Origin of the sequence: Bradyrhizobium hereditatis, assembly GCF_020329435.1 — a bacterium.
In the GTDB taxonomy this organism is placed as follows: domain Bacteria; phylum Pseudomonadota; class Alphaproteobacteria; order Rhizobiales; family Xanthobacteraceae; genus Bradyrhizobium; species Bradyrhizobium hereditatis.
Genome location: NZ_JAGKJK010000001.1, coordinates 274,008 through 300,735, shown reverse-complemented (window position 1 = coordinate 300,735; position 26,728 = coordinate 274,008). Strand labels below are relative to the sequence as shown.

Annotated in this window: 29 protein-coding genes; 18 read left to right on the top strand and 11 right to left on the bottom strand. The window is 64.0% G+C overall.

Features of this window, described 5'->3' with window-relative positions; translation table 11 throughout:
* The first annotated feature begins 1 nt into the window (after position 1).
* From J6524_RS01605 to aat, 6 genes are read left to right on the top strand one after another with little or no spacing between them, the layout of a single operon-like run.
* The gene (locus J6524_RS01605; RefSeq protein ID WP_225668495.1) at positions 2-619 is read left to right on the top strand and encodes a flavin reductase family protein; all 618 of its coding nucleotides are present in this window, start codon (positions 2-4) and stop codon (positions 617-619) included.
* A 46-nt stretch (positions 620-665) separates the two neighbouring features.
* Positions 666-1,520, top strand: a complete 855-nt coding sequence (locus J6524_RS01600; RefSeq protein ID WP_225668494.1) for a fumarylacetoacetate hydrolase family protein — start codon at positions 666-668, stop codon at positions 1,518-1,520.
* A 3-nt stretch (positions 1,521-1,523) separates the two neighbouring features.
* Entirely contained in the window at positions 1,524-2,327 is an 804-nt protein-coding gene (hpaH, locus tag J6524_RS01595) for a 2-oxo-hept-4-ene-1,7-dioate hydratase (RefSeq protein ID WP_225668492.1), read from the top strand.
* Between the two features lie 26 nt (positions 2,328-2,353).
* The gene (locus tag J6524_RS01590; protein WP_225668490.1) at positions 2,354-2,737 is read left to right on the top strand and encodes a RidA family protein; all 384 of its coding nucleotides are present in this window, start codon (positions 2,354-2,356) and stop codon (positions 2,735-2,737) included.
* Between the two features lie 24 nt (positions 2,738-2,761).
* Positions 2,762-3,637, top strand: a complete 876-nt coding sequence (locus tag J6524_RS01585) for an amidohydrolase family protein (protein WP_225668489.1) — start codon at positions 2,762-2,764, stop codon at positions 3,635-3,637.
* A gap of 53 nt (positions 3,638-3,690) precedes the next feature.
* A complete protein-coding gene (gene aat, locus J6524_RS01580) occupies positions 3,691-4,371 on the top strand; it encodes a leucyl/phenylalanyl-tRNA--protein transferase (protein ID WP_225668488.1) in 681 nt (226 codons plus the stop codon).
* Between the two features lie 5 nt (positions 4,372-4,376).
* Here the strand turns inward: aat and J6524_RS01575 are convergent, their stop codons facing one another.
* Together J6524_RS01575 and J6524_RS01570 are read right to left on the bottom strand one after the other, a co-directional pair.
* Positions 4,377-5,411, bottom strand: a complete 1,035-nt coding sequence (locus J6524_RS01575; RefSeq protein ID WP_225668487.1) for an aldo/keto reductase — start codon at positions 5,409-5,411, stop codon at positions 4,377-4,379.
* A gap of 27 nt (positions 5,412-5,438) precedes the next feature.
* Positions 5,439-6,620, bottom strand: coding sequence for an MFS transporter (locus J6524_RS01570; RefSeq protein ID WP_225668486.1), 1,182 nt, complete (start codon positions 6,618-6,620; stop codon positions 5,439-5,441).
* A gap of 103 nt (positions 6,621-6,723) precedes the next feature.
* Between J6524_RS01570 and J6524_RS01565 the strand changes: the two genes are divergently transcribed.
* The gene (locus J6524_RS01565) at positions 6,724-7,680 is read left to right on the top strand and encodes a LysR family transcriptional regulator (RefSeq protein ID WP_225668485.1); all 957 of its coding nucleotides are present in this window, start codon (positions 6,724-6,726) and stop codon (positions 7,678-7,680) included.
* A gap of 47 nt (positions 7,681-7,727) precedes the next feature.
* Here the strand turns inward: J6524_RS01565 and J6524_RS01560 are convergent, their stop codons facing one another.
* Together J6524_RS01560 and J6524_RS01555 are read right to left on the bottom strand one after the other, a co-directional pair.
* Positions 7,728-8,717, bottom strand: a complete 990-nt coding sequence (locus J6524_RS01560) for a DUF2155 domain-containing protein (RefSeq protein WP_225668484.1) — start codon at positions 8,715-8,717, stop codon at positions 7,728-7,730.
* Positions 8,718-8,954: 237 nt separating this feature from the next.
* Positions 8,955-9,206 (bottom strand): hypothetical protein, encoded by a 252-nt coding sequence (locus tag J6524_RS01555; RefSeq protein ID WP_225668483.1) that lies wholly within the window; start codon positions 9,204-9,206, stop codon positions 8,955-8,957.
* On the opposite strand from J6524_RS01555, the gene J6524_RS01550 reads away from it, so the two are divergent.
* The 5 genes from J6524_RS01550 (at position 9,205) to J6524_RS01530 (ending at position 14,410) form a co-directional block, all read left to right on the top strand.
* On the top strand, positions 9,205-9,984 hold the full coding sequence (locus J6524_RS01550; RefSeq protein ID WP_225668481.1) for an SDR family NAD(P)-dependent oxidoreductase: 780 nt from the start codon (positions 9,205-9,207) through the stop codon (positions 9,982-9,984). The two genes, J6524_RS01555 and J6524_RS01550, sit on opposite strands and share 2 nt — an antisense overlap.
* Positions 9,985-10,058: 74 nt before the next feature.
* Positions 10,059-11,006 (top strand): LipP1 family hormone-sensitive lipase, encoded by a 948-nt coding sequence (lipP1, locus tag J6524_RS01545; protein ID WP_225668479.1) that lies wholly within the window; start codon positions 10,059-10,061, stop codon positions 11,004-11,006.
* A gap of 39 nt (positions 11,007-11,045) precedes the next feature.
* On the top strand, positions 11,046-12,266 hold the full coding sequence (locus J6524_RS01540) for a citrate transporter (RefSeq protein ID WP_225668478.1): 1,221 nt from the start codon (positions 11,046-11,048) through the stop codon (positions 12,264-12,266).
* A gap of 530 nt (positions 12,267-12,796) precedes the next feature.
* Positions 12,797-13,687: a hypothetical protein gene (locus J6524_RS01535; RefSeq protein WP_225668476.1), complete on the top strand. Its 891-nt coding sequence runs from the start codon at positions 12,797-12,799 to the stop codon at positions 13,685-13,687.
* 219 nt (positions 13,688-13,906) lie between these two features.
* The gene (locus J6524_RS01530) at positions 13,907-14,410 is read left to right on the top strand and encodes a hypothetical protein (RefSeq protein WP_225668475.1); all 504 of its coding nucleotides are present in this window, start codon (positions 13,907-13,909) and stop codon (positions 14,408-14,410) included.
* A gap of 16 nt (positions 14,411-14,426) precedes the next feature.
* Here J6524_RS01530 and J6524_RS01525 read toward each other — a convergent pair whose 3' ends face one another.
* Positions 14,427-15,365: a GlxA family transcriptional regulator gene (locus J6524_RS01525; RefSeq protein ID WP_225668473.1), complete on the bottom strand. Its 939-nt coding sequence runs from the start codon at positions 15,363-15,365 to the stop codon at positions 14,427-14,429.
* 130 nt (positions 15,366-15,495) lie between these two features.
* Between J6524_RS01525 and J6524_RS01520 the strand changes: the two genes are divergently transcribed.
* Positions 15,496-16,200 carry a DJ-1/PfpI family protein gene (locus tag J6524_RS01520; protein ID WP_225668472.1) on the top strand — a complete coding sequence of 235 codons (705 nt, stop codon included), beginning with the start codon at positions 15,496-15,498 and terminating at the stop codon, positions 16,198-16,200.
* Positions 16,201-16,518: 318 nt separating this feature from the next.
* Here J6524_RS01520 and J6524_RS01515 read toward each other — a convergent pair whose 3' ends face one another.
* From J6524_RS01515 to J6524_RS01505, 3 genes are all read right to left on the bottom strand, one after another.
* Entirely contained in the window at positions 16,519-17,235 is a 717-nt protein-coding gene (locus J6524_RS01515; RefSeq protein WP_225668470.1) for a DUF8737 domain-containing protein, read from the bottom strand.
* A gap of 75 nt (positions 17,236-17,310) precedes the next feature.
* Complete coding sequence (locus J6524_RS01510; RefSeq protein ID WP_225668468.1) at positions 17,311-17,754, bottom strand: MarR family winged helix-turn-helix transcriptional regulator; 444 nt, start codon at positions 17,752-17,754, stop codon at positions 17,311-17,313.
* Positions 17,755-17,827: 73 nt separating this feature from the next.
* Entirely contained in the window at positions 17,828-18,238 is a 411-nt protein-coding gene (locus tag J6524_RS01505; RefSeq protein ID WP_225668467.1) for an NADH:ubiquinone oxidoreductase subunit NDUFA12, read from the bottom strand.
* A gap of 282 nt (positions 18,239-18,520) precedes the next feature.
* Between J6524_RS01505 and J6524_RS01500 the strand changes: the two genes are divergently transcribed.
* Entirely contained in the window at positions 18,521-19,201 is a 681-nt protein-coding gene (locus J6524_RS01500) for a BA14K family protein (RefSeq protein WP_225668465.1), read from the top strand.
* A gap of 60 nt (positions 19,202-19,261) precedes the next feature.
* Here J6524_RS01500 and J6524_RS01495 read toward each other — a convergent pair whose 3' ends face one another.
* Positions 19,262-20,152 carry a DMT family transporter gene (locus J6524_RS01495; protein WP_225668463.1) on the bottom strand — a complete coding sequence of 297 codons (891 nt, stop codon included), beginning with the start codon at positions 20,150-20,152 and terminating at the stop codon, positions 19,262-19,264.
* Between the two features lie 188 nt (positions 20,153-20,340).
* On the opposite strand from J6524_RS01495, the gene J6524_RS01490 reads away from it, so the two are divergent.
* From J6524_RS01490 to J6524_RS01475, 4 genes are all read left to right on the top strand, one after another.
* Positions 20,341-20,745 (top strand): response regulator, encoded by a 405-nt coding sequence (locus J6524_RS01490; protein ID WP_225668461.1) that lies wholly within the window; start codon positions 20,341-20,343, stop codon positions 20,743-20,745.
* Positions 20,746-20,755: 10 nt separating this feature from the next.
* Positions 20,756-22,990, top strand: a complete 2,235-nt coding sequence (locus J6524_RS01485; protein WP_225668459.1) for a CHASE3 domain-containing protein — start codon at positions 20,756-20,758, stop codon at positions 22,988-22,990.
* 79 nt (positions 22,991-23,069) lie between these two features.
* Positions 23,070-23,408 carry an HNH endonuclease gene (locus tag J6524_RS01480; protein WP_225668457.1) on the top strand — a complete coding sequence of 113 codons (339 nt, stop codon included), beginning with the start codon at positions 23,070-23,072 and terminating at the stop codon, positions 23,406-23,408.
* A gap of 83 nt (positions 23,409-23,491) precedes the next feature.
* Entirely contained in the window at positions 23,492-24,208 is a 717-nt protein-coding gene (locus J6524_RS01475) for a dihydrofolate reductase family protein (RefSeq protein WP_225668455.1), read from the top strand.
* Positions 24,209-24,418: 210 nt separating this feature from the next.
* Here J6524_RS01475 and J6524_RS01470 read toward each other — a convergent pair whose 3' ends face one another.
* Complete coding sequence (locus J6524_RS01470) at positions 24,419-25,483, bottom strand: ketopantoate reductase family protein (protein WP_225668453.1); 1,065 nt, start codon at positions 25,481-25,483, stop codon at positions 24,419-24,421.
* A gap of 114 nt (positions 25,484-25,597) precedes the next feature.
* Positions 25,598-26,494, bottom strand: coding sequence for a DMT family transporter (locus J6524_RS01465; protein WP_225668452.1), 897 nt, complete (start codon positions 26,492-26,494; stop codon positions 25,598-25,600).
* Between the last annotated feature and the right edge of the window lie 234 nt (positions 26,495-26,728).

Genomic DNA, 26,728 nt, shown 5'->3' with positions numbered 1-26,728 from the left:
GATGCTGATCGACCCTGCATATCTCGACCCCGAAACAGCCTATCGGCTGATCACCGGCGTCGTGGTGCCCCGCCCCATTGCCTGGGTGACCAGCCTGTCGGCCAGCGGCATTCTCAATCTCGCGCCGTTCTCCGCCTTCACCTTCGTTGCACCGAAACCGCCGATGCTGGCCATCAGCGTCGGCCGCAAAGCCGGAATCTACAAGGATACTGCGCAGAACATCCTCAACAACGAGGAGTATGTCGTTCACATCGCGGATTCGAGCCTGATGCATGCGGTGCACGAAAGTTCGACCGAGCATCCGCCCGATGTCAGCGAGGTCGAGGAATTGCGGCTGTCGACGTTGCCGGGAGAGCGCATCAAGGTGCCTCGTCTGGCCGCCGCACCGATTGCGATGGAATGCCGCTTCCGCCAATGCCTGGAATTCGGCGAGACCCGCTCTCGGCTGATTGTCGGCGAAGTGTTGGTCTTCCACATCAGGGACGGGCTTTTGAACAACGGCAAGATCGAAACCGAGGCGCTCGACCCGATCGCCCGCATAGCCGGTCCGCGTTACGCCAAGCTCGGCGAGATCGTCACCTTAAAACCCGTATTCCAGACTTCCAAAACTGAATCCTGAAGTGTGCCGCGTCGTCGCGCGCCGCGCTGATCCGGAGACCGATCGCATGCATCTTCTGAGCTATCTTGCAAACGGCAAACCGCGCTTTGGCGCGACCATCCCGGGCGGCATCGTCGACCTCACCGAACGAACGAAGTTCGCCGACCTGCGGGCGTTGATCGCCGGGAACGGATTGGATATCGCGCGTCAGGCGATTGCCGGGCAGAAGCCGGACCATGCAATCGAAGACATCACGTTGCTGCCGCCGATTCCTCATCCGGAAAAGCTCTGGTGCATCGGCGTCAACTACAAAGACCGTAATGCCGAGTACAAGGACAATTCGGACCTGCCGAAGTATCCGAGCCTGTTCGTCCGCAATCCCTCCTCCGTCGTAGGCTCCGGCCAGCCAATTGAGAAGCCGAAGGTTTCCGAACAGCTCGACTATGAGGGCGAACTGGTGATCGTGATCGGCAAGGAAGGCCGGCACATTCCCCGCGAGCGCGCCTGGGAGCACATCTTCGGCATGACGCTGTGCAACGAGGGCAGCGTTCGAGACTGGCTGCACCACGGCAAGTTCAACGTCACGCAGGGCAAGAATTTTGACCGCTCCGGCAGCATCGGCCCGTGGATCGTCACCTCGGACGAATGCGACCCGCGCGGCCCGCATGACATCGTCACCCGCGTCAATGGCGAGGTGCGCCAGAGCGATTCCACCGAACGGCTGATGTTTCCGTTCGATTACCTGATCGCCTATCTCTCCACCTTTGCGACGCTCAAGCCCGGCGACATGATCGCAACCGGCACACCGACCGGCGCCGGGGCCCGGTTCACGCCGCCGCGCTGGCTCAAGGTCGGCGACGTCGTCGAGGTCGAATCCGGCAAGATCGGCATCCTGCGCAACACCGTGGCGGCGGAGCAATAGAAGATGCTCGATCAGCAAACCGTCGAACTTCTGGCGCAGCGCCTGGACGAGGCCGAACGCAGCAAGTCCCTGATCCCGGCGTTCACGCGCGATTACCCGGACCTCACGATCGAGGACGCCTACGCCATTCAGCGCGCCTGGACCAGACTGCAGCTCTCGCGCGGCCGCGTCGTCAAGGGCCACAAGATCGGCCTCACGTCCAAAGCGATGCAGAATGCCGTCGGCATTTCAGAGCCCGACTACGGCGTGCTGTTCGCCGACATGTTCTATCCCGATGCGTCACCAATCCCGTTCGACCGCTTCCGCGCGCCCCGCATCGAGGTCGAACTGGCCTTCGTGCTGAAGACACCGCTGAAGGGACCTGATTGCACGCTGTTCGACGTGCTCAATGCCACCGATTACGTCACGCCGGCGCTCGAAATTCTGGAAACGCGGATGCACCGCGTCGATCCCGACACCAAGACGCCGCGCAAGGTGATGGATACGATTTCCGACAATGCCGCGAATGCAGCCCTCGTTGTCGGCGGCCGGCCCATCCGCCCGCTCGATGCCGACTTGCGCTGGATCGGGGCGCTGCTATTCCGCAACGGCCAGATCGAGGAGACCGGCATCGCCGCCGGCGTGCTCAACCATCCCGCCAATGGCGTGGCCTGGCTCGCCGACCGGCTGGCCGCGCAGGGTGAGCATCTCGAAGCCGGTGAGGTGGTGCTGGCCGGCTCGTTCACGCGCCCGGTTGAGATTACGAGGGGCGACACTTTTCATGCCGATTACGGCCGGTTCGGGTCGGTGTCCTGCCAGTTCGTCTGAATAATAAGCGTTCCGCGGAGGAAGAGATGACACGGCGCAAGAGCATTCATATCGGCGAGTTCAAGCACGCCAATCCCATTCCAAACGCCTGCCGCATCGGCAATCTCCTGATGTCGGGCGTGATCCTGGGACGCGACCCAAAAACCGGCGCGATGCCCGAGCGCATCGAAGACCAATGCGCCAACATGTTCGCGCACATGAAGGCGATCGTGGAAGCCGGCGGCGGCACCACCGACGACATCATCAAGATGACGGTTTGGTTGCAGGACCGCAAGCAGCGCGCGCCCGTCAATGTCGAGTGGCTGAAGATGTTTCCCGACGAAAATTCCCGCCCTGCCCGCCATGCGCTGCAGATGGACATGGAAAACGGCGCGCTCGTGCAATGCGATTTCACTGCCGTGATCGGCTGACCGCGATCAGACAAGGAACCTAAGATGCCGACCTATCTTCCGTTCGATCCGAACCCGCGCCGTCCCTCAAAGCTGCCGCCGCCGAAGAGCATCGATAGCCAGTTCCATGTGCTTGGCCCGCTGGAAAAATATCCGGTGCGGCCGGGTGCCGCCTACCAGATGCCGACGGCGACCTGGGAAGCGGCGCTGCGCGTCCACAAGACGCTCGGTATCGAGCGCGGCATCATCGTGCAGACCACGACCTATGGCGCCGATCATGCCGTGGTGCTCGATGGCCTCGCTGCGATGGGGCCAAATTATCGCGGCTGCGCCAACGCGCTGGTGTTTGCCGAAGCCGATGATGCCTATCTGGCTAAACTCCACGATGCCGGCGTGCGCGGCGCCCGCTTCAGCTTCCGGCAGGAACTCGGCGCGGTGCTCTCGGACAAGGATTTCGAACGCGCGATCGCACGAATTCGCGAGCTCGGCTGGTACGCAAAAATCCAGCCGGAGAAGGACGGCATCGTCTCCAGCGTCGCCAAATACGAGAACCTCGACGTTCCCGTACTGATCGATCACATGGCGCGTCCCGACCCCACACGCGGCAAGGACGATCCGAATTTGCAGAAGATGCTGCAGCTACTCTCGAAGGGCAATTTCTGGGTGATGCTGTCGCTCGGCGAAAAGACCTCGAAGCAGGGTCCGCCCTGGGACGATGTCATTCCGATCGCGCGCGCCTATATCGAGGCAGCGCCCGACCGCTGCGTATGGGCGAGCGACTGGCCGCATCCGGTCTCGGTGGTCCAGCCGCCGAACGATGCCGATCTGCTCGAGCTCCTCTATCGGTACGTCGCGGACGACGCGGAACTGCAGAAAATCCTGGTGACCAACCCGGCCAAACTGTTCGGCTACGAGAACTAACAGTCGCTTCGGCAGGTAGCATAGTCCCTGTCCGTGCTGCTATTCTCCAGCGCATGACCTCGCGCGAGTCCGCTGCTTCCGAAATCACGCCCGAAGTGCTCCTGCGGGCCTATGCCTGCGGCATCTTCCCGATGGCCGAGAGCGCTGATGATCCGACCCTGTTCTGGGTCGAGCCGGAAATGCGCGGCGTGATTCCGCTCGACGGCTTCCGCGTCGCCTCGCGGCTTGCCCGTACCGTGCGTTCCGATGCGTTCAAGGTCACCGTCGATACCACCTTCAAGGCGGTCATCGCCGGCTGCGCCGCGCCGCAGCCCGGCCGCGACGACACCTGGATCAACAAGCGCATCCGCGATCTCTATCTCGGGCTCCACCAGCTCGGACACTGTCACAGTGTCGAGGTCTGGCAGGACGGCGATCTCGCCGGCGGCCTCTACGGCGTCAGTCTGGGACGCGCCTTCTTCGGTGAGAGCATGTTTCACCGTGCCCGCGACGCGTCGAAGGTGGCGCTGGTGCATCTGGTGGCGCGGCTGATCGCCGGCGGCTTCGAGCTGCTCGACACGCAATATGTCACCGAGCATCTGCGCAGCTTCGGTGCGGTCGAAATTCCGCGACGCCGCTACCGCACCTTGCTCGACAAGGCGATCGTGGGCGAGCCTGCGGATTTCCTTAAATTGAACGCCGGTCAGCCGATCAGCGGGGCGGATGCGCTTGCGATCATCGCCAAACGCAATTGATCGGCTCAAATCGGCGGTGGGTTCAATCGCGCAAAGCCCTCCTGTGTGCGATAAGGATAGTACGGATAGCAGGGCATCACCGCGCTCGCCTTGTCCAGGCGCGCGATCTGCTCGGCGGTCAGCGACCAGCCGACGGCGCCAAGATTGTCGCGCAGTTGCGTTTCGTCGCGCGCGCCGATGATCACGGACGACACGCTCGGGCGGGTGAGCAGCCATGCGATCGCGACCTGCGGCACGGTGCGGCCGGTCTCGGTCGCGACGGCATCGAGGACGTCGACGACGCCATAGAGCCGCTCCTCATCGACGGGTGGACCGAACTGCGCCGTCTCGCGCAGGCGGCTGCCCGCCGGCAGCGGCTGGCCGCGTCGTATCTTGCCGGTGAGACGCCCCCAGCCCAGCGGGCTCCAGACCAGCGCGCCGACCCCCTGATCGAGACCGAGAGGCATTAGCTCCCACTCATAGTCGCGGCCGACAAGCGAATAATAGACCTGGTGCGCCACATGGCGCGGCCAGCCGTGACGATTGGCAATGGCGAGCGACTTCATCAACTGCCAGCCGGAGAAATTGGAGGCGCCGACATAGCGCAACTTGCCGCCACGGACGAGGCCATCAAGCGTTGACAGCACTTCCTCGATTGGCGTGAAGGCATCGAAGGCGTGGAGCTGCAGCAAGTCAATGTAGTCGGTCCCGAGCCGCCGCAAGGCAGCGTCCACCGCCGACACGAGGCGATGCCGCGATGAGCCGGCGTCGAATGGACCGTCACCCATCGGCAGGCTCGTCTTGGTAGAGATCAGCACCTTGTCGCGGCGGCCTTTGATTGCGGCGCCGAGAATCGCTTCCGATGCGCCGTTCGAATAGACATCGGCGCTGTCGAACATGTTGACGCCGGCCTCAAGGCAGATGTCGATTAGCCGCCTCGCTTCTTCGGCGCCGCTGCGGCCCCAGGCTGAGAACAGCGGCCCCTCTCCGCCGAACGTGCCGGTGCCGAAACTGATAACGGGGACCTTCAGACCCGAGACACCCAGGCTGCGATATTCCATCATCGTGCTCCCTTTTGATCCTTTAGTTCATTCCGCCGGGCACGCCGCAGCGGAAGGTAACGGCCGGTCGAGATGTAAACTCCATAGCGCCAGCACGAGCCCCGCCGCGGTGATCGCCGCCGCGACGAGCGGCAGCGCGGCAAGGCCCAAGCCGTAATCGATCGTAAGCCCGCCGGCCCACGCGCCGAGCGCATTGCCGAGATTGAAAGCCGCAATGTTGAGGCTGGAGGCAAGCGTGCGGCCCTGCGTGCCAGCCGTTTCGAGCACGCGAAGCTGCAGCGGCGCCACGGTGGCGAAGGCGGCGATGCCGAGCAGGAAGATAAACGCCACGGCGAGGCCTTTGATCGACAGCACCCCGGCAAGCGCGACGAGCACGAGCGCAAGCGCCGCGAGCGTGGCAATCAGGGCACGCCCGAGACCACGGTCGGCGAGCCGCCCGCCCGCAACATTGCCGATCGACAGGCCGACGCCGAACACGAGAAGGATCGGCGAGACCGCCGCTTCAGAGAAGCCGGTCAGCCGCGTCAGAATCGGCTGAACATAGGTAAAGACCACGAACAGGCCGGCAAAACCGAACACTGTCATGGCGAGGCCGAGCAGGACTTGCGGACGGCCGACTACCGCCAGCTCCTCGCTAAGCGAAGTGGCTTTCTCATTGCCATCCACATTGCCGGGAACGAAAACGACAAGCACCGCGAAGGCAACCACACCGATCGCGGCCACCGCCCAGAATGCGGCGCGCCATCCCAGCATCAGGCCGAACCACGCGCCGAAGGGCACGCCGAGCAGAGTAGCCACTGTCAGCCCGATGAACATGGTGGCAATCGCGGAAGCACGCTTGTCCTCGGTAACGAGGCCCGTCGCCACTACGGAGCCGACACCGAAGAATGTGCCATGGGCGAGAGAGGTGAGGACCCGCGCCGCCATCAACAGCCCGTAGTCCGGCGCCAGCGCGCAGGCGGCGTTGCCGAAGGTGAAGATCGCCATCAGGGCAAGCAGCACCGCCTTGCGCGGCATCCGCCGGGTCGCCAGCGTCAAGATCGGCGCGCCGACGAATACGCCGAGCGCGTAGCCTGAGATCAGCAGGCCCGTCGCGGAGACCGAGACCTGCATGTCGGCGGCGACCTGCAGCAAGAGACCCATGATAAGAAATTCAGTGGTGCCGATGCCAAAGGCACCGGCGGTGAGCGCAAGGACGGCGGCGGGCATGCGTTGCTCCGGATCAGGACAGGGTTGTTGCAACGCAAATAGCGGAAGGGCGGCGGAAGAATTAGAATGCCGGCAGTCCAATCATTTGTGACGTGAAATCAACATGGCCCGGCTCGATACCAACCGTTCTGCCGAGATGGAGGTCTTCGTCCGCGTCGTCGACCTCGGCGGGTTCACCGCCGCGGCAAAAAGCTTTCGCCTGACCCCATCAGGCGTGAGCAAGCTGGTATCCCGCCTCGAAGCCCGGCTCGGCACGCGTCTTGTCAACCGCACGACGCGCAAGCTCCAATTGACCGAGGAAGGCCAAGCCTTCTATCAGCGCTCGTTGCGCATCCTCGGCGAGATCGAGGAGGCCGAGCGCGAGGCCAGCTCCGGTGCAGCGCCGCGCGGGCATCTGATGGTCAACAGCAACATCCCCTTCGGCATGCAGCACGTGATGCCGCTGCTGCCGCGCTTCCTCGCCCAACATCCCGACATCACGCTAGACATCGTTCTCACCGACACGGTCATAGACCTGATGCAGGAGCGCGCCGATGTAGCCATTCGCGTCGGGCCACTTGGGGCTTCGCGCCTCGTTGCGCGCAAGCTCGGGACCAGCCGCATGGCGGTGGTGGCCGCGCCGGCTTATCTTGCCCGCTACGGCGAGCCGAAGACGCCATCTGAACTCGCCAGCCATCGCGGCATCGGCTGGACTTTTCCGCGCAGCATTCGCGGCTGGCCATTCCGTCGCGGCGAACGGATCGAGGAGGTTCTTCCGCCGCCGGTCGCGCGCGCCAGCGATGGCGAGGCGGTCCGCCGGCTCGCGCTCGGCGGTGTTGGCTGCGCACGCCTGGCTCTATTCCACATCGGTCCCGACATTGAGGCCGGGCGCCTGGTTCCGGTGCTGCAGAACTACAATCCCGGGGACCGCGAAGATATCCATGCGATCTACGTCGGCCACGCCGGACCGCTGCCGGCGCGCGTGCGCACCTTCATCGATTTCCTCACAACGCACATCCGGATGGGCGACGCCACCCTTCGGTGCGCTGCCGACGGCAAGTGGAAGTTGCACGGCGGATAATAAGTGTTGGGACATATCAAGATGCCCACGCGGGAGCGCAGACGTCCTTAATTCCCGAATAGCCCGCCAAACAGCCCGCCCGGCCGCTGCTGCGGCGGAGGCGGCGGTGGAGCCGCCTGTTGCGGCTGCTGCTGGAATTGCGGCTGCGGCGGTGGTCCCGGCGGACGCGGCGCGGCCTGCTTCGGCGGCGGCGGCGGACGCTTGGCGCCGGGCGGCGGCGCAGCCGCTTTCGGCGGATCGGGCTGCGCGCTGACGATGGTCTGGTCGGGCACTTTGCAGTCGGTCAGCCAGATGTCGTAGACCGGATGCTCGACGCCATGCAGGCCGGGGCTGGCGGCGAACATCCAGCCCGAGAAGATCCGCTTCACCTCGCCCTGCAGCGTGATCTCGTCGACCTCGACGAATGCGTCGGTGTTGGCGGCTTCCGTCGATGGCCGCGTGTAGCAGGCGCTGGTCTTCACGCGCAGCGCACCGAACTGCACGGTCTCGCCGATGTCTTCGTCGAAATTGATGATGCGGCCGGTGATCTTGTCGAGACCGGAGAAGCTCGCCTTCTTGTTGGTGATCTTGGTGGCCGGCGGCTCGGACACGACCTCGTCGCCCGGCTGCAGGGTCGCCGGCGAACTCGGCACGCCCTTGGCGGGGGGCTGGGGCTGGCGCTGTCCGGGCGGCGCGTTGGCAACGCCGGGACCTCCGGGCTGCGGCGGCTGAACCGCAACGCCGGGCTGGGTGCCTTGCGGAGTGCCGGGCGGCGGCGGCAGCGGCTGCGACTGGAAGCTGCCCGGCGGCGGAGCGCCCTGCCCCGGCGGTGGACGGTTCGGGGTGGGCAACAGGCGGCCGCGCGGCAGTTCCGGCACTTCCTCGTCGTCGTCAGGGAATTGTTGCTGCTGCTGATTGCCACGGGGAATGGCGCCCGGCGGCCGCAGCGGCGGATCGGAAAAGATATTGCCGATCTGCGCCTGCGCGGGTGGCGCGAGCGTGGCCGTGGTGGCGGCGATCAGGGCCGCAAGACCGGTCAGGGCAATGGTTCGAAGCATCTCGCGCGGCTTTAAAAGGCGAATCGGGCTCGCGACATAGTACAGACTAATCCGCCGCTCGCGTCCCTTCCGGTTAACACGCTGAATACGGCGGGGAAAGGGCGGTTTGCCCTCTTCCCGCCGCATGGAATCATGGCCCGAAATGGCCGAGATCAGTTCCGGACAGGCGGTCCATGATCTCGATCTTGACCCGGAACGGCGGAAACCAGTCCTCCCACCGGCGCTCCATGATCTCGATCATGGCCCCGAAAGGCGCAAACAGTCCTCCGACAGGCGTTCCATGATCTCGATCATGGCCCGGAACGGCGGAAACCAGTCATCCGACCGGCGCTCCATGATCTCGATCATGGCCCCGAACGGCGCAAACAGTCCTCCGACAGGCGTTCCATGATCTAGCCATGCCCCGTTCCAAATGAAATAGTCGCTCCCGCGCAAAAACCAGCAAAAATCCGGAATAACCGGGCGAGCCAGAGGAAACCTGAAGAACATGCCCGATCGAATTCACCTCGATGGCCGGGTTGCCGTCGTGACCGGCGCGGCCGGCGTCATCGGAACCGCAACCATTCACCTGTTGGCCGAACGCGGTGCGCGGATTGTCGCTGTCGACCGTCGGGAAGACGATCTCAAGGCCGCGATCAGCGGCCTGCCCGCCACCGCCGAAGCGCTGGCGATCACCGCTGACGTCACACAGGAAGATGAAGTCGCGGAATATGTCCGCGCCACGCTCGACAGGTTCGGCACGATCGACGTGTTCTACAACAACGCCGGCGTCGAGGGCGACATCAAGCCGATCCCGGAATATTCGCTGGAGAGTTTTCGCCGCATGCTCGACGTCAACGTGGTCGGCGTCTTTCTCGGCATGAAGCATGTGCTGCCAGTGATGCTGAAAAAGAACAAGGGCAGCATCATCAACACCGCCTCCATCGCCGGCCTCATCGGCTCGCCGATGATCGCGGTCTACAGCGCCAGCAAGCATGCGGTGATCGGGCTCACCAAGAGCGCCGCCTGGGAGTGCACCGGCACCGGCGTGCGGGTGAACTGCGTCTGCCCCGGCCTGATCGACAGCCGGATGCTCAGCACGATCCTGCAGGGCCGCAATCCCGGCAACGAGCCGCCGCCACCTGAGAAGATCGTCGACCGGATTCCGGCGCGGCGACTCGGACAGGCGTCCGAAGTCGCCTCCATCGTGGCGTTCTTGGCCTCGGATGAAGCGAGCTACGTCTCCGGCTCCGCATACACCGTCGACGGCGGCCGCACCGCCGCTTAGCGTTGGCATTCCGGGATAGTCCGAAGGACCAGACCCGGAATGACGTACTCAGAAACAGAGGTTCATTCCCGATCATGCCCGTCACACTCGATCCCGATGCCGCCGCCGTCTACAAGGCTTTCCAGGAAGCAGGCCGGCCCGCCTACGAGACGCTGACCGCACCGGAAGCGCGCGAGTACTATCGGGCCGCCCGCGTCGTCAGCAATCCCGAGCCGCCCGCGCTTCAATCGAACAAGCCGCTCGACATCCCGGCGCCGCACGGCACGATTCCGGCGCGCATCTACACGCCAAAGACGCTGCGTAAGACCAATGGGGCTGCGCCATGCCTGGTGTTCTTTCACGGCGGCGGGTGGGTGATCGGCGACCTCGATACCCATGAAGTGGTCTGCCAGAAGCTGGCCCATGAGGGCGAGTTGATCGTCATCTCGGTCGACTACCGGCTGGCGCCCGAGCACAAATTCCCTGCCGCCGCCGACGACGCCATCACCGCGACCAAATGGGTTGCCGCCAACGCCGGCGAGCTCGGCATCGACGCCGGGCATTTGCTGGTCGGCGGCGACAGCGCCGGCGGCAATCTCGCTGCCGTCGTGGCGCTGGCTGCGCGTGACGGTGACGGCCCGACGCTTGCCGGCCAAGTGCTGGTCTATCCCGCCACCGACTTTGCGATGAAGCATCCCTCGCACAGCGAGCCCGAGACCAGCATCCTGCTGACGCACTCCGTCATCAAATGGTTCTGCAACCATTATCTCAACAGCACCGCCGACATCGATCACTGGAAAGCCTCGCCCGCGCGCGCAAAGACGCTTGTTGGTTTGCCACCGGCTTATGTGCTGACCGCAGGCGCCGATCCCCTGCGCGACGAAGGCGCCGAATATGCCGCGCGGCTGAAGGAAGCCGGCGTGCCCGTGACCTACAGGCACTTTCCGGGCCAGTTCCACGGCTTCTTCACCATGGGCAAGCTGCTGCAGCAGGCCAACGTCGCAGTCAGCGAAATCGCCGCATGGCTGAAAGCGCTGAAATAACGCTACAGTATCGCCCCCTTCAATGCGTACGAGGCCGTGGTGATCGACCCAATCCTTGTGTTCGGAATACCCGTCGACTTCATCCTGTTCGCGCTGACGCTGCTCGGGGTCGCGCTATTCCATCACAAGACGCTTCAGGTGGCGCTGACCGGTCTTGCCGCGATCATCGTCTACAAGCTGGTTTTCACCGGCTTCAAGGACGGCGTGGGCCTCGCCGGCCTCGGCCACCATATGGCGCATGAATGGATCACGCTCGCCAATCTGTTCTTGCTGCTGATGGGCTTTGCGCTGCTGTCCCGGCATTTCGAGGAAAGCCGCATTCCCGATGAGATGCCGGCGCTGTTGCCGGACGACTGGAAGGGCGGCGTCGTGCTGCTCGTGCTGGTGTTCGTGCTGTCCAGCTTTCTCGACAATATCGCCGCCGCGCTGATCGGCGGCACGGTGGCGCGCCACGTGTTCCGCGGCAAGGTTCACATCGGCTATCTCGCGGCGATCGTCGCCGCCTCGAACGCAGGAGGTGCCGGCAGTGTCGTCGGCGACACGACAACGACGATGATGTGGATCGCCGGTGTCAGCCCGCTTGCGGTGGTGGAAGCCTATATCGCGGCCATCGTCGCGATGCTCGTTTTTGCAGTGCCCGCCTCCATTCAGCAGCAGCGCTACTCGCCGATCCAGAAGGATCCGGCGAAAGGCCTCAAGGTCGACCCGGCACGGATTGTCATCGTCGCCGCCATTCTGGTTGCCGCGCTCGTCGCGAACATCACCGCCAATGTGAAGTTCCCTGCCTTGCTCGAAATTATCCCGGTTCTCGGCCTCGCCGTCTGGGCGGTGATTCTGCTGACCGCGCCATGGCGTGCGCCGGACTGGAAGGTGATGCCGGAAACCTTCAAGGGCACGGTCTTTCTTCTTGCCCTGGTCACGGCCGCCTCGCTGATGCCGGTCGACCGCCTGCCGGCCGCATCCTGGTCGAGCGCATTCGGCCTTGGTTTCGTTTCCGCCGTGTTCGACAACATTCCCCTGACCGCGCTTGCGCTGAAACAAGGCGGCTACGACTGGGGCTATCTCGCCTATGCCGTCGGTTTCGGCGGGTCGATGATCTGGTTCGGCTCGTCGGCAGGCGTCGCTTTGTCGAACATGTATCCGGAAGCCAAATCGGTCGGGCGCTGGCTCAACCACGGCTGGCCGGTGGCGGCCGCCTATGTCGTCGGATTCTTCGTGATGCTGGCGGTGCTCGGTTGGCATCCCGACAAACCGCATTAGCCAGGATCGACCCGTCAACCCGCTCATCTTAGGGACGATTAAGCCTCTGTAATACAACGCGATTTCGTGAACAGCACATTCACTTTGCGTCACGTCGCGCATCTGGCGCGTGTTCGTGGGGTCGAACCCCGACATGGGTGGTCAGCGCGCCGGACGCCACAGTACCGGCTCTTCAAGGTGTCCAGCAGGTGACCTGAACTTCAAGAAACCCAGAAGCTGCTGCAGGGCCAGCAGCGAATCCAGAACATGAGAGGCAGGCGATAGCAGCGGCGGTGTCGCTACACCGCTCGAACGCGCCCGCATCCACGCGGCGCAGAACATCCAGCGCGCGCATCTTCCCGAAGTGGCACAACTGATTCGCGCCGCGCCGTTCAGCTAAGCCACCCCAACTGCGATGGCCGGTTTATCCCGGCCAGAGCAACTGTACCGACTCAGGCCGCAATGTTATCCAAGTTTCGCACTAACTCTGGCACACGAACGAATCTGCCAGGTGATTCTGGCGGATGATCGCAACCTCGCGAGGAACCGCCATGGCATTTTTCAAGCGCGAACTCAGCCCGATCGAGCGCTTCGAGGTCGCGCTGAAAGACAAGCTCTCGGCGCGGCAAAAGCTGGCCGAACGGCTCAGCCTCACCGAAGCGGACCTTGCAGAAAAGCGCGCCGCCGCCGAACGGCTGGCGGTAGCCGGTGCCAACAATTCCCGGCTCGATCGCGCCGAAGCCAGCATGCGCGCGGTCGAGGACCGCGCCAAGACGTTACGTGCCGAATTGGTGGAAGTTGATGATCAGGTAGCGTCTGCCGAGCGCGCCCTCGCTGATGCAAAGGCGCAGCGGGACCGCGACGCGCTGGCTGATCAGATCGAGGCGATGGCTGCGGCGATCGAAAGAGCCGCACCGGGATTCGAATCCGGCGCCACAGCACTGGTCGAGGCCGTCACGAAAAGCGCGCTGTCGATACCGGAAGCCACCCGATTCTCGGCTAGCGTGGATGCGGTGCGTAGCGAGGTCCGCGCGGCGACGGACTTGATCTGTTGGGAGCTGCGCTCGGCTGCGGTACGCACCCGCGCGGGCAACGCCAACCTTGCCAGCATCGCGCTATCGGAATCCGAGCAACCGTCATCGGCGGAGATCGACCGGCAACTGATCTACACCCTCCATCCCCTGCGTTGGCGCGAGGGTGATGAGGTGCGCAAGGTTGCGGCCTTTGCGGTGGTCGGGCTGCCCAAGACGCTGCTGCCGATAGCGCTGCAGCATCAGCATGTGGACCATCTCAACGCCCGCCGTGTGCAGACGCTGATGCATCTCCATGGCAGCGCAGGCCACAATGGCGAACCGCAGGACGACGATCCGCAGCTCGTCGATCTCGACGCTCTGCTCGCAGCGGAGCAAGAGCAAGAGGGCGCGAAAGCCGACGTCGCCTGAGCCAGCAACGCACATCGGCCATCGGCGTTCTTCGAACGGCGGACCGCGTCGACCGCTTGTCGGCGACGATCCCCCTTCCCGGCACATCTATTCGAGATCTGAAAGCTGCCCGATCCGGCGTGACCAGCAAGGTTCCTTCGGAAATCGGGTGGCTGCAACAACTCCAACCTGCGATCCCAAGCGTTCACACAGCAACGCAAGTGCGGTTGGAGTTACCCAATGAACGTCAAACTAAATCTCGTGTCCGACAACGATCCGGCCCGGCGAAATCCATTCAGCGTTATGGATGTTCCGTATCCCGATGATAATGACGTAATGCAATTCGCCCGCAACACGATGCCGGAAGAGTCCGCTAGCGACGAGAACGCTCTGCAATGGAGCGCAGGAAATAGCAGCTACCCGCACGGCACGATCGAAGGTCAGTGGTCGAGCCGCTGGAAGGGCGCTGCGGATCCGACCATCCTGGGTGATACGCCCGATAAATGGAAACAGGGCCAGGGTGAAGCGAGAATAGTGGGCGAGCGTGTCTACTTGCTGTTCGATTGGGACTCGGGCAAGCGCCGAGGCCTTATCGAAGCGATGCGCGAAGGTCCGCGCCGGCTGGTCGGGAAATACATCAACCTGAACAACCCGGAGATCACCGTTCCCTGGGTTGGCCTCGTGGTGAGCGACCAGCGAATAGACGGGTATTTCTCGCAAGGCCGGGTGGATTTCCGCAGATAGCGGTTTTCCAATCCGCCTACCCTGCCCGCGCCGCGCGGCGCAGCGATTGCGGCGGCTGGCCGAAGGCGCGGATGAAGGCGCGGCGCATCCGCTCCGGATCGCGAAAGCCAGTGGTTTGCGCAACGCGCTCGATCGCCTCGCTGGAGGATTGCACACGTTGCCGCGCCACCTCGATGCGGAGCCGCTCCACCGCCTTTGACGGCGTGGTGCCGGTCTCTGCCATGAAGGCGCGGGTGAAATGCCGCGAACTCATGCCGGCCTGCTCGGCGAGATCCTCAACGGTGAGCGGCGCCTCGAGGTTTTCGCGCGCCCATGCGAGCAGCGGCCCGAAACGGCCGTTCGGCGCCTTCAATTCCAGTAGCGAGGAGAATTGCGACTGGCCGCCGCTGCGGCGGTGATAGAGTACGAGCTGCTTTGCGGTTTTCTGCGCGATCTCGTCGCCGTAATCTTCCGCGATCATCGCCAGCGACAGGTCAATGCCGGCGGATATCCCCGCCGACGTCCAGACGTCGCCGTCGCGCACGAAGATGCGATCAGGCTCCAGTCTCACCTGAGGATAGGTCTTCAGAAAATGCCGCGTGCGCTGCCAATGCGTGGTGGCGCGGCGGCCATCGAGCAGTCCGGCCTCCGCGAGGACATAGGCGCCGGAGCAGACGCTGGCGACGCGGATGCCGCGCTTCGCAGCCGCGCGCACGAAGCCGAGCGTCTTCTCGCACCTTGCCGCCTCCCGCACGCCCTCGCCGCCTGCGACGATCAGCGTCGTCACGGCGGATGCCGATTTCAACCCTCTTGCTACGATCTCCACCCCCGATGACGAGCGCACAGGCCCCGGCGTCACCGCCAGAACCCGGATCGCTGGCGCGCCCTCGGCATAGCGCGCCGCGATCTCGAAGGCCGAGATCGGCCCGGCTGCGTCGAGCAACTGGAAATCCGGAAAGATGAGAACGCCGATCATGATGCTGGTCCGTCCTGCACTTCAGCCGCAACTTTGGCCGATGTCCTAAAATGAGGGAAATATGCCGTTTATGACATGAAGCGACCATGGCATGATGCCTCCCGTCAAGGCAAATTTTCTGGAGGTCACGATGTCCGAGCCATCTCCAACCCCCACCCCGCTGCAAATCGGTCTCGTGCTGTTCCCGCGCGTCACCCAGCTCGATTTCACCGGTCCCTTGCAGGTGTTTTCCAGTCTGCCCGGCGCCAAGGTTCACCTGATCTGGAAACGGATCGAGCCGGTCACGAGCGATTCCGTGCTGGTGCTGACGCCGACCACGACCTTTGCCGATTGCCCGCAGCTCGACGTCATCTGCGTGCCCGGCGGGTTCGGCACCGACGACATGATCAACGACGAGGAGATGCTGGCCTTTTTGCGCAAGCAGGCGCCCGGCGCCAAATACATCACCTCGGTCTGCACGGGCTCGCTGGTGCTCGGCGCCGCCGGCCTGCTCAAAGGCTATCGCGCGGCGACGCACTGGACGGCGATGGACTTTTTGAAAGCTTTCGGAGCGATCCCGACCAAGACCCGCGTCTGCGTCGATCGCAATCGCGTCACCGGCGGCGGCGTCACCGCCGGCATCGATTTCGCGCTGACGCTGGTCTCATTGCTGCACGACCAAAAGACCGCGGAAGCCATCCAGCTTCGCCTCGAATACAATCCCGCGCCGCCGTTCAATTCCGGCTCGCCCGACACCGCGCCGCCAGAAGTGCTGGCCTTCATGAAAGAGCGAATCGCGCCGGCGCAGGCCCGCCGCAGCGAGATGATCGGCCGCGCCGCCGCAAGGCTGGGATAGCAAAGCCGGAAGCCGCATCCGGGACAAGTGAACCCGCCAACAAAGAAAAAGGCCGCCCGGTTTCCCGGACGGCCTTTCCTTTCCTACGGCAGCCACACATTAGCGGGCGATTTCAGGATATCTGCACCCGGGGGCCTATCTCCCGGCCGTATCCTACTCGGTGGCCGCTGCTCGCCGGGACAGTCGCGAACTGGAGCCCGACACCGACGCGATGGTTTCCCATCTCCGTAAGATGTCCCCATTAAGCCGCGATAACGCGAACAGCACAAGATGAACGCGACGGTTGTACCCGCTGATCCCGCTATCCACAGGCCTGGGTCAACGTGATGAAGACAGTTGCGGCGCCTCCGTTGCCCTGCTGGCGGCGGTCAGTTGGGCGAAGATGACGGCGTGCACGATTAGAAACATGGGCACTAGGACGGTCGGAATCAGCGACCACGGCAGCACCTGCACGCCTGCCGAACCTACGCCGGCGTGAATGATCTGCAATGGCGAGCCACTTGCCGAGGTGATCCCGAGCGTCAGCGCGACCACAAGATCGAGCATCCCAAAAGCATTCCAGGCCCAGACCAGCGCCTTGCCTCCCCCGCGCAGCGCGATCCAGGCCACCGGCAGCGCCAGCGCGCCGGTTATGATATCGCCCCAACCCGCCGAATACGGGAAGGGTCCGGCAAGCCGTCCCTCCGCCGCGAGCAGCAGGAAGAATGCTCCACCCAAACGCCACACGTTGAGACCGATCAGGAAGGGCATAGGCATCGCGAGCAGCGCAGCGCGCACGGATGGAGAGATCGACGCCGCAATAGCGGTTGCGACCAGCGGTAATGCGATGACCGTGCCGATCGTCGGCGGCCCCACCGGATTTGAGCCGAGGAACAGGTTCGCTGCCGCGAGCGCGGCAGCCAAGCCCGTCCACAGACCGGCGCCGACCGAAAGCGCGAGGCGCTGTGATGTGGTGATCGGCATCGCGCCGGTAAGCGCATTGATGCTGACGATGATCGCGGCAACAAGAACGATGGTTCCGACGAAGTCGAGCATGACGCTTCTCCTGTTAAGTGTAGCTACACCTATTTGGATGAACGAAGCCCCGGCCGAAGGTCCCTCCCCTTCACTTCATCCCAGATTCCGGGATTCCAGAAGCTTCAGCGCAGCCTGGCCGTCAGCGCCGAGCAGCTTGCCGATATGCGCCTGCGCCTTCGACCAGAACGGAAAGCTGCGACGCACCACACCCCGCCCCTGCGCGGTGATGCCGATCATGCGGGCGCGCGGATCCTCGCCCGCCTTGACCGAAATCCACTTTTGCTGCTCGAGCGGCCCGAGGTTGCGGGTCAGCGTCGTGCGCTCCATGCCGAGAATTGTGGCCAGCTTGCCGATCGGCATATCCCCTCGCAGCATCAGTTGCGACAGGATGGTGAACTGCGTGATCCGAACTCCCGCTTCTTGCATGTACGAATCGTATAGCCGCGTGATCTTCCGCGCGGCCTGCCGCGATGCCAGGCAGAAGCAGCCGGCAGCAGCCATGTAGTCAGCGGTATCACGATCGTTCGCTTGCTTCATGAGATACGTGTATCTACACGCATCCTGGCGTGCAAGTGCACCTAGGGCAGTTCCCGCTAAAATAAACGTGAGGTCAGCTTCCCGGCGTCCAGGCCTGATAGTCGCCTGTTGCCTTTTGGCGACGGCCGCTGGCGAGCGTCGAGCCGGAGGGACGATAGGCCGCGGGCGTACCGGTCAGGTTCGGCCGATGCGGCTTTTCCCATTCGCGCGGCGTGTAAGACTCTTCCGTCGGCGGGGTATCGACAACGTGATGCAGCCAGCCATGCCATGACGGCGGCACCCGGCTCGCCTCGGCATAGCCGTTATAGATCACCCAGCGCCGCTCGAAGCCGAGCGTCGGATCGATCTTGCGGCCCTTCGTGCGGTAGTAGCGGTTGCCCTGCTCGTCCTCGCCGACCAGTTCGCCGAATCGCCAGGTCCACAACTGCGTGCCGAACGTCTGGCTGTTCCACCAAGTGAAAAACTTCAGCAAAAACTGCTTCATGAGGCTCGGGCCGGTTCGAGAAAACGTGCCGCTCTGATGCCATCCACGGGCCGGATTGTCCAGACAAAGGCCGACATTCCAACCCTGCCGGCGGGAGGATGGTCTTGCCTGACCGGTCGCGCCCAGCGCAGGGTCGCGGAATCGGCGCGATCCGTTCATTCCGCACACAGTTCCGATCCGACAGGCTCGGCTTGCGCGCAGCGAATGCGCAGGCTCGGGAACGTCCATCCCGTGAGGGGGTTAGGAACCCTATAATTCATTCCCGCAAATGGAGCCCACACAATGATCAATCTAAAAGTGTTGAGTACAGCCGCAGCGATAGCGCTGCTCGTGCCGATCGCAATGGCAAGCCAAGCCTCGGCTCAGGGCCGGCCGGGCGTTGCAGGCGGCGGTGGCGGTGGTGGCGGCGCAGCTGTGGGCGGCGGCGGTGGCGGCGCAGCTATCGGCGGTGGCGGCGGTGGCGGTGCAGCTATCGGCGGTGGCGGCGGCTTTAGAGGTGGCGGCGGTGCGGCAATCGCCCCAGGTGGCGGCTTTAGAGGCGGCGGCCCTGGCATAGCGGCCGGTGGCGGCGTTGGTGTGAGAGGCGGTGGGATGGCCGCAGCACCGGGCGTCGCAACGGGCGTCCGCCCCGGCGCCGGTGGTCCAGTTGTCGCAGGCGGCACCCAAGGGACCTGGACTGGCGGCGCCTGGCATGGTGGCCGCCGTCATTTTCACCGTCATCACCGTCATGGCTTCTGGCCGGGCTTCGCGATCGGCGCAGGCATCGGGTCGGCGTATGGCTATTACGGCAGCCCCTACTATTACGATGACCCCTATTACTATGACGAGACCATCGTCGCCGCTGCGCCTCCGGTCGGCGATGATGCCGTGGCCTATTGCATGCGCAGGTACAAATCCTACGATCCGGCGTCAGGGACCTATCTCGGCTATGACGGCCGGCGTCACCCCTGCCCGGCGCAATAACACGATATCGTGAGTTCGAAGGGCGGCGCATTTCGGTGCGCCGCCCTTTTCGTTTTTGGATCAGGACCGAAGCGCCACCGCGACGCCGCCAAGTGTGAATACCAGCGCCGCGAACTCACGCAGTCCGAGCGGCTCGTGCAGCATCGCAGCCGCCGCGAGCACGCCAACGACGGGGACCAGCAAAGTCCCGATCGAAGCCGTGGCCGCTGGCAGCCGCTCAAGCGCGGCAAACCAGCAGACGTAGCACAGACAGAACTGGATCAGCGTCATGTTAAGGAGCGACGCCCAGCCGACCCATGACAGCGCGGCGAGCTGCGGCTGCTCGACCGCAAGGCCGACGATCGCGACCGGCAGACAGCCGAGCCCGACCTGCCAGGCGGCCAGCGACAGCGGCGGCATCGCCAGCGGAAAATGCTTGGTGAGTACGGTGCCGAGTGCGACGCCGATGGCGCCGGCCAATGCGAGCGCGACCCCCGGCAGTTTTTCGATGCTGGCCTCGAAACCGTTGCCGCCGATCAGCACGGCAATGCCGGCGAGCGCGACCATCAGCGAGACGGCGCGAAGCGGCGAGAGCCGCTCACCCAGGATTGGCCAAGCCAGGAGTGCGACCCAGACCGGGATCGATATGCCGAGCACCGCTGCCTCGCTGGCGCTGAGCCACAGCAGCGCCAGGCCAATGAAAGCGACCCAGCCGCTGATCGCCAATGTCGACACCAGCAATAGCCGCAACCACATCGCCCCCGGCACGCTCAATTTCTGTCTTCGCGCGAGTGCAATAAGCGCCAACGCCGTGGCACCGGCGACACCGCAGAGACCGCGCGACGACAAGGGCGGCCACTCGGTCAGTAAATGTTTCATGATCGGGAAATTGAGGCCCCACCCCACTGACGTGATCGCGAGCAGGACGAGCCCGAGCGGCGACGGCCGCCCCGCGTCTTTGATCGGCGGCATGGCAGATTTAGATCCGGAACCGGAAGTGCATTTGTTCTCGTTATTCTCGTTCTGATACAGCGAAGAGGGAATTGCCCCCGGCAACTCTTATGTGCACTGTATCATACAGACGACCTGTCGGCGTTTCGACTTAATCGTCACATTGGATGTCAGTCATCTGACTGCCGCCCAACGAAGAAGGAAGCATCGTGCCGCGCGTTCTCGTGGTCGATGACGACCCGATGGTCTGCGTTGCCATCGAGGTCTGTCTGACGCGCAAGGGTTTCGAGGTCACCGTTGCCGACGGTGGTGAGGCGGGAATGCGCGCGCTCGAAACTTCCGACTTCGACGTCATGCTGATCGACGTGTTCATGCCGCACATGCGCGGCTTCGAGTCGATACGGATGTTCCACGAGCGCAAGCCGGACACACCGATCATCGCGATGTCCGGCTACGCCTTCGCCAACGCCAAACGCGCACCGGATTTCCTGCGCATGACCATCGAGCTCGGCGCGGCATGCTGCCTGCGCAAGCCGTTCACGCCGGACGCGCTGTTGACCTCGGTCAATCAATGCATCACCAAATCAGAAGCGTCCGCACGCGACTCGAAATAGCAACTGGCAAATGCCTTCCCAGCGTATCATTCTCGGAATTGGGCTCGCGATCCTCCTCGTCATCGGCGCTGCCTCGATCGGTCTCGACCTCAAGTCGCGATCCGATAGCGCCTCCGTGGACCGCGCGCTCGGAATCCTCGGAAAGCTCTCCGATATGCGCCCGCAGCTGCACCGGGCGGAAAGCGCGGCGCGCGCCTACGCGCTGTCAGGTGATCAGGAATTCGCCCGCGAATACCGTGAGGCCAGCGACGCGATCGTGCCGGCACTGGCGGCACTGATCGAGGCCGTCAAAGCCAACCCCACCGAAAAGCAATTGATCGAAGAAACCAAGGCGCTGGTGGAGCGCCAGATCGCACTCAATGGCGAGCTGGTCAGGCTCCGGACCGCCGGCGACAGCGCCGCCGCCGCCGCGCTCGTCGCCCAGGAGGACCGCGCGGCCACGGCCGCGATCGCCGGCAATCTGGAAAAGGCTGTCGCGGAAGAACGGCGGCTGCTTTTCGCCAGACGTGCGGAGTCCGAGACCAATGGCAGTTTCCTGCTGGCGATCGATCTCGCCGGCGTGGTGCTGATCCTGATCCTCGCCACTGTTCTCACCTTGTTGGCCCGCCGCTCGCGCCGGGAACTGCAGGATTCGCTGAGCGCCAGCAAGGCGACCAACGAGGCGCTGGAGGCCGCGGTCGCCGAGCGTACCGAGCATCTGGTTGCTGCGCACGAGGAGCTCAGGCTTTCGGCCGCCGTCCTGCGCAGCACCTTTCACAGCATGGCGGAAGCGGTGCTTGTCATCGACACCAAGGGAGAGGTGTTGCTCTCCAATCCCGCCGCCGAGAAGATGCTGCGCTACCGGCCGGGCATGACGGTCGAGCTGTTGCGCTCGCTCAGCACGGTTTTCCATGCCGACGGCGTCACGCCGCTGCCGGTCCAGGACATGCCTGCCGCACGAGCGCTGCGCGGCGAAACATTCGATGCCACCGAAATCGTGGTGCGCCCGGTCGGCGGCAGCCGGCCCGTTCATCTCTTGATCAGCGGCCGGCCGCTGCGCGATACCTCGGGCGCGATCAGCGGCGCCGCGTTGGTCTACCATGATGCCACCGCATCGCGCGAAACCGAGCACAAGCTGCAGCAATCTCAGAAGTTAGATGCGATCGGCAAGCTCACCGGCGGCGTCGCGCACGACTTCAACAACATGCTCACCGTGATCACCGGCACCACGGAGACTCTCGTAGCCCGCCTTGCCCATGAACCGGAGCTGCAGAAGACGGCCGAATTGATCGACCAGGCGGCGGAACGCTGCAGCGAATTGATCCAGCATCTGCTTGCCTTCGCCCGCCGCCAGCCGCTGCAGCCGCGCAATGTCGACATCAACGCCACCGTCGTCGACATCGCCAAGCTGCTTCGCCCGACACTCGGCGAGCAGATCGAGGTCAACTCGATACTCGAGCAGGAAACGGCGGTGGCCCATATCGACCCCTCGCAGCTCGCCAACTCCCTGCTCAACATGGCGATCAATGCCCGCGACGCGATGCCGAACGGCGGCAAGCTGCTATTGGAGACACGCAACGTCGTGCTCGACGAGGCCTATGCGCAGGCCAATCCGGACGCCAAGCCCGGCCCCTACGTGATGCTCGCGGTCAGCGATAACGGCGCTGGCATGCCGCAGGACGTGCTGAACAAGGTGTTCGAGCCGTTCTTCACCACCAAGGAGGTCGGCAAGGGCTCGGGCCTCGGGCTGAGCATGGTCTACGGCTTCGTCAAGCAATCGGGCGGGCACATCCGGATCTACAGCGAGGTCGGCCACGGCACCACGATCAAGCTCTATCTGCCGCCGGCCCGCGGCCAGGTCGAGACCGCGCCGGCCGCTGCCCCTGCGCTGCCGCAAGGCAACGAGACCATCATGGTGGTGGAAGACGACGCGCTGGTGCGCAACTTCGTCATCACCCAACTGCAGAGCCTCGGCTATCAGACGATCGCGGCCGCCAACGGCCCGGCGGCGATGGCGCTGATCGCGGACGGCAAGCCGTTCGACCTGTTGTTCACCGACGTCATCATGCCCGGCGGCATGACCGGCCGGCAGCTCGCCGATGAAGCCATCAAGCGCCGCCCCGGCGTCAAGGTGCTCTATACTTCGGGCTATACCGACAACGCGATCTTGCATCAGGGCCGCCTCGATCCCGGCGTGCTGCTGCTGACCAAGCCGTACCGAAAATCCCAATTGGCGAACATGGTGCGGCGCGCGCTGTCCGGGTAAACCAATCTCCTCTTGCGGCGTCGGATTCAATGCCGACAATGGTGATTCGTCGACGAGAGATTTTGGGGAAGAGCGGCTGATGGCCGACGTGATCTACAAGCGCCTCTATTTCGATTGGGGCGGACGATGCGCCTACTGCGACGTTGCACTCTCCCGGATGAAGACGGGCGGCAAGGTCAAGGCCAGCATCGACCATTTCATCCCGCTCTCCAAGGGCGGTCAGAACGGCCGGAGCAACCGCGTGCTGGCCTGCTATCCCTGCAACCTTGCCAAGGGCGACATCGACCCGCGCGAGACCAATCAATGGCCCGACGTCGAACGGCGGCTTGCCGAGATCGCCGCTTCGCCACTCCTCAGCCACGGCAAGCTAAGACAGCTTATTCCCGAACTGGTGAAACAAATTGGCATAGAGGCGTGATCTACCGGGCCGTCCTCCGTCATCGCCAGCATTTGCCGCGCTGGTCGAATTGAGAGACCGGCACCAGGCGAGGAAAAGCTCCCATGCGCCCCTACATCATCTGCCATATGGGCACCTCGATCGACGGCCGTCTGCATCCGAGCCGCTTCACCGCGCCAGCGAACGGCATCTCGCGAGATGTCCTGCGCGGACATTATGAACGCATACATGATCAGTTCGGCGCGGACGGATGGATCGTCGGCCGCAAGACGATGAGCGAGATGGCGAAGGGAGCGGAGCGGCCGCTTAAAGATGCACCCAAAGTTGCGCGCGAAGCGCATATTGCCTCGCGCGGCGGGCGCAAGCTTGCGATCGGTATCGATCCAGCGGGCCGCGTTCATTACGGCAAGGACAATATCGGCGGCGACCATGTCGTCGCCGTTCTGGGCGAGGAAGTGTCCGATGCGTACCTCGCGGAATTGCGTGAGGACGGCGTGTCTTATGTCTTCGCCGGACCCAAGGGCGATGATCTGCCCCGCGTGATGGAGGAGGTCGCCTCGCTGCTTGGTGCCAAAACGCTTCTTCTCGAAGGCGGCGGCAAGATCAACGGCGCCTTTCTCAAGCACAAGCTCATCGATGAGTTCAGCACCCTGATCCATCCCGCCGTCGATGGCGTGGCCGGTACGCAAAGCATTGTGGATTATGACGGCCCCGAGGGGGACCCTCCCGGCGCCGGGCAGTCGCTGCGTCTCACGCATTGCGAAACGCTCGAAGGCGGTATGGTGTGGTTACGTCACGTCGTGGAACGTGCGCCGGGCTGACGACTCTTAGAGGATGATAATTTTTTGTTAGATCGATTGGCCAGACGCGCTTCACCTCTCCCGCTTGCGGGGTCGAGACGAGCGAAGCTCTCCACTCGGGCAGTGTCGCCCGCGGAGACACCCCCACCCCAGCCCTCCCCCGCAAGCGGGAGAGGGAGCGCACCGCCTGACCAGTATGCGTTTTGATATCTCGCGCCTACTCGCCCGCCGCTACTGCGCCCCTGATCCACCCGCCACGATCTTCTCGTTCAGCTTCTGATCGACGGTCTCGACCGTGCGGTCGATCTCGGCGCTGGGCACGCCGAGCTGGTGCGAGATCAGCTTCACCAACAGATCGACGCGCTCGATGAACGGCGCGCCGCTGGCGACCGCGCGGGCCGCGGAGGACGGCTTGAGCAGGCTTTCCGCCGCCTTGGCATATTTGCCGAACGGCACCTGGTCGGCTGGATCAGCGCCGAGGCGCCGGGCGATGCCGTCGACATGCTCATAGATCGACTGTGACAGCTTGAGGTCACCGTGCACGGCGTCGCGGATCGACTGCGGCTCGTGCGGCGTGATGCAGCGATAATTGCCGGTCAGCAGCATCGACCATTTGGCGAGCGGCACGAACAGCGAAGAGAACACTTTCAGCTTCACCGGCACGTCGTGGCCATCGAGCGTCACCGCGTCGATGTCGGATTCCAGCTCGCGAAGCAGCTTGTTGTGCTGCTCATCCTCGAACGTCGCCGCCTTGAAGTTGGTGGGCAGGCCGACATGCAGCACGTTCGGCGCCTCCTCCGGCGGGCGGAACGCCTGCGGATCGGGCGAGCAGAGCGTGACCAGCCCCGGCTTGAAACGCTCCCACACCCGGGCGTTGGTGTAGGCCTCCTCGAGGTCCATGTCCGCCAGCGCCGGGATCCGCTTCAGATAGGGCAACGGCGGCATGTTCATGATCGAAAGGCAAGGCAGCTTCGCCTCGGCGATCTTGATCATCAGCACGCGGATCGTGTGGTTGGTGTATTGCGGCTCCTGCATCGCAAGGCCGACCAGGTCGTAGCGCGAAACGTCGACGTCCTGCGGCGTGACCGCATCGAGCTTGCCGGGCAGGTCGCGCGAGAAGATCGCGCGGTGCACCGCCTCGTCGCGCAGCTTGATGCGAACCTCGGTGCCGTCGCGGTTGATGAGCTCGGCCGTCTTCTTGCGGCACACCAGGGTCACGTTGTGACCGGCCATCAAAAGCTTGGTCCCCAAGAGGGAGCCATAGGAGGCCCCTAGGATCAGAATGTTGCGCGCCATGCTCTCTCTTTCACAGATAAAGCCAGGCCGTCAGGCCTGGCACTCATTATGCCAGAACTTTCCGCCCCGATGCCTACTGCAAACCGGCAGCCATTACAATCGGATAGACTGGCCTTACGACCGCGTCGCCAGCACGACGCCGGCAAGCGTGAACACCAGCGCCACGATCTGGATCAGCCCGAGCGGCTCGCCGAGTGCGATGGCGGAGGCGACGACGCCAATCACCGGCACCGCCATGGTGCCGATCGCCGCCACCGATGCCGGCAGCCGCGCGAGCGCGGCGAACCAACTGACATAGGCGATGCAGAACTGGATCACGGTCGAATAGATCAGGAGCCACCAGCCGAGCGGCGTCACGTCATCGATATGCGTGGTCTCCAACGCAAGGCCGATGACGACGATCGGCGCGCAACCAAGTCCAATTTGCCAGGCCGCGGACGGGATCGGCGGCAGCGGCAGCGGCAATTTCTTCGCCAGTACCGTGCCGAGCGCAAAGCCGAGCGCGCCGCCGAGCGCCATCACCATGCCCGGCAGTTTTTCGGATGTAGCCGTGATGCCGTTGCCGCCCATGATGGCGGCGAGGCCCGCGAACGCCATCACCAGCGCCACCGTACGCAACATTGTCGGCCGTTCGCCGAGCACCGGCCATGCGAGCAGCGAGGCCCAGACCGGCATGGTGTAGGCGATCAGCGCCGCCTCGCTCGCCGGCAACCAGAGCAGCGCCAGCCCCATCAGCACCATCCAGCCGGTAACGTTGAGCAGCGCCGACAGCATCAGCCGCGGCCACAAATGCCGCTCGACCCTCAAGCTCTCCGCGCGCACCAGCGCCAGGACGGCGAGCAGCGCCGCCCCGATCACCCCTGTCGAGCCGCGCAAAGTCAGCGGCGGCAATTCGCTGAGCAGATACTTGGTGACGGGCCAGTTGAACCCCCAGCCCACCGAGGTGATGGCGAGGAACATCAGCCCGGCGGGCGCAATCCGCGCCGGCGCGGTCGCTTTTGATTCTGTCATGGAGCCCGGCAAGGGATGGAATCAGGCCGCACCATGCCGTGTATGCGGCCTCGTCGCCATGGATGCGCGGACATGCCAGACCTCCCCTGCCCGTGGCCTTACGTTGAGTCTTTCGAGCGCAACCCCGAAGCGCGAAAAAATACCTGCCCTGTGAACAGCGGGCGAAGGGGCTTTCCACACCGCCAGAACAAAATTTTTTCCCTTGGGAATCCCTGAGGACTCACTGATACTTGG

What these genes read in the sequence shown, in the direction of transcription:
- lipP1 (WP_225668479.1), top strand. Translation starts at nt 10,059, where the DNA reads ATGCCCGTCACACTCGATCCCGATGCCGCCGCCGTCTACAAGGCTTTC.
- hpaH (WP_225668492.1), top strand. Translation starts at nt 1,524, where the DNA reads ATGCTCGATCAGCAAACCGTCGAACTTCTGGCGCAGCGCCTGGACGAG.
- J6524_RS01480 (WP_225668457.1), top strand. Translation starts at nt 23,070, where the DNA reads ATGGCCGACGTGATCTACAAGCGCCTCTATTTCGATTGGGGCGGACGA.
- J6524_RS01600 (WP_225668494.1), top strand. Translation starts at nt 666, where the DNA reads ATGCATCTTCTGAGCTATCTTGCAAACGGCAAACCGCGCTTTGGCGCG.
- aat (WP_225668488.1), top strand. Translation starts at nt 3,691, where the DNA reads ATGACCTCGCGCGAGTCCGCTGCTTCCGAAATCACGCCCGAAGTGCTC.
- J6524_RS01560 (WP_225668484.1), bottom strand. Translation starts at nt 8,717, where the DNA reads ATGCTTCGAACCATTGCCCTGACCGGTCTTGCGGCCCTGATCGCCGCC.
- J6524_RS01510 (WP_225668468.1), bottom strand. Translation starts at nt 17,754, where the DNA reads ATGAAGCAAGCGAACGATCGTGATACCGCTGACTACATGGCTGCTGCC.
- J6524_RS01575 (WP_225668487.1), bottom strand. Translation starts at nt 5,411, where the DNA reads ATGGAATATCGCAGCCTGGGTGTCTCGGGTCTGAAGGTCCCCGTTATC.
- J6524_RS01585 (WP_225668489.1), top strand. Translation starts at nt 2,762, where the DNA reads ATGCCGACCTATCTTCCGTTCGATCCGAACCCGCGCCGTCCCTCAAAG.
- J6524_RS01470 (WP_225668453.1), bottom strand. Translation starts at nt 25,483, where the DNA reads ATGGCGCGCAACATTCTGATCCTAGGGGCCTCCTATGGCTCCCTCTTG.
- J6524_RS01550 (WP_225668481.1), top strand. Translation starts at nt 9,205, where the DNA reads ATGCCCGATCGAATTCACCTCGATGGCCGGGTTGCCGTCGTGACCGGC.
- J6524_RS01570 (WP_225668486.1), bottom strand. Translation starts at nt 6,620, where the DNA reads ATGCCCGCCGCCGTCCTTGCGCTCACCGCCGGTGCCTTTGGCATCGGC.
- J6524_RS01555 (WP_225668483.1), bottom strand. Translation starts at nt 9,206, where the DNA reads ATGTTCTTCAGGTTTCCTCTGGCTCGCCCGGTTATTCCGGATTTTTGC.
- J6524_RS01515 (WP_225668470.1), bottom strand. Translation starts at nt 17,235, where the DNA reads ATGCTCGACTTCGTCGGAACCATCGTTCTTGTTGCCGCGATCATCGTC.
- J6524_RS01530 (WP_225668475.1), top strand. Translation starts at nt 13,907, where the DNA reads ATGAACGTCAAACTAAATCTCGTGTCCGACAACGATCCGGCCCGGCGA.
- J6524_RS01485 (WP_225668459.1), top strand. Translation starts at nt 20,756, where the DNA reads ATGCCTTCCCAGCGTATCATTCTCGGAATTGGGCTCGCGATCCTCCTC.
- J6524_RS01495 (WP_225668463.1), bottom strand. Translation starts at nt 20,152, where the DNA reads ATGCCGCCGATCAAAGACGCGGGGCGGCCGTCGCCGCTCGGGCTCGTC.
- J6524_RS01525 (WP_225668473.1), bottom strand. Translation starts at nt 15,365, where the DNA reads ATGATCGGCGTTCTCATCTTTCCGGATTTCCAGTTGCTCGACGCAGCC.
- J6524_RS01520 (WP_225668472.1), top strand. Translation starts at nt 15,496, where the DNA reads ATGTCCGAGCCATCTCCAACCCCCACCCCGCTGCAAATCGGTCTCGTG.
- J6524_RS01505 (WP_225668467.1), bottom strand. Translation starts at nt 18,238, where the DNA reads ATGAAGCAGTTTTTGCTGAAGTTTTTCACTTGGTGGAACAGCCAGACG.
- J6524_RS01475 (WP_225668455.1), top strand. Translation starts at nt 23,492, where the DNA reads ATGCGCCCCTACATCATCTGCCATATGGGCACCTCGATCGACGGCCGT.
- J6524_RS01465 (WP_225668452.1), bottom strand. Translation starts at nt 26,494, where the DNA reads ATGACAGAATCAAAAGCGACCGCGCCGGCGCGGATTGCGCCCGCCGGG.
- J6524_RS01565 (WP_225668485.1), top strand. Translation starts at nt 6,724, where the DNA reads ATGGCCCGGCTCGATACCAACCGTTCTGCCGAGATGGAGGTCTTCGTC.
- J6524_RS01535 (WP_225668476.1), top strand. Translation starts at nt 12,797, where the DNA reads ATGGCATTTTTCAAGCGCGAACTCAGCCCGATCGAGCGCTTCGAGGTC.
- J6524_RS01605 (WP_225668495.1), top strand. Translation starts at nt 2, where the DNA reads ATGCTGATCGACCCTGCATATCTCGACCCCGAAACAGCCTATCGGCTG.
- J6524_RS01500 (WP_225668465.1), top strand. Translation starts at nt 18,521, where the DNA reads ATGATCAATCTAAAAGTGTTGAGTACAGCCGCAGCGATAGCGCTGCTC.
- J6524_RS01590 (WP_225668490.1), top strand. Translation starts at nt 2,354, where the DNA reads ATGACACGGCGCAAGAGCATTCATATCGGCGAGTTCAAGCACGCCAAT.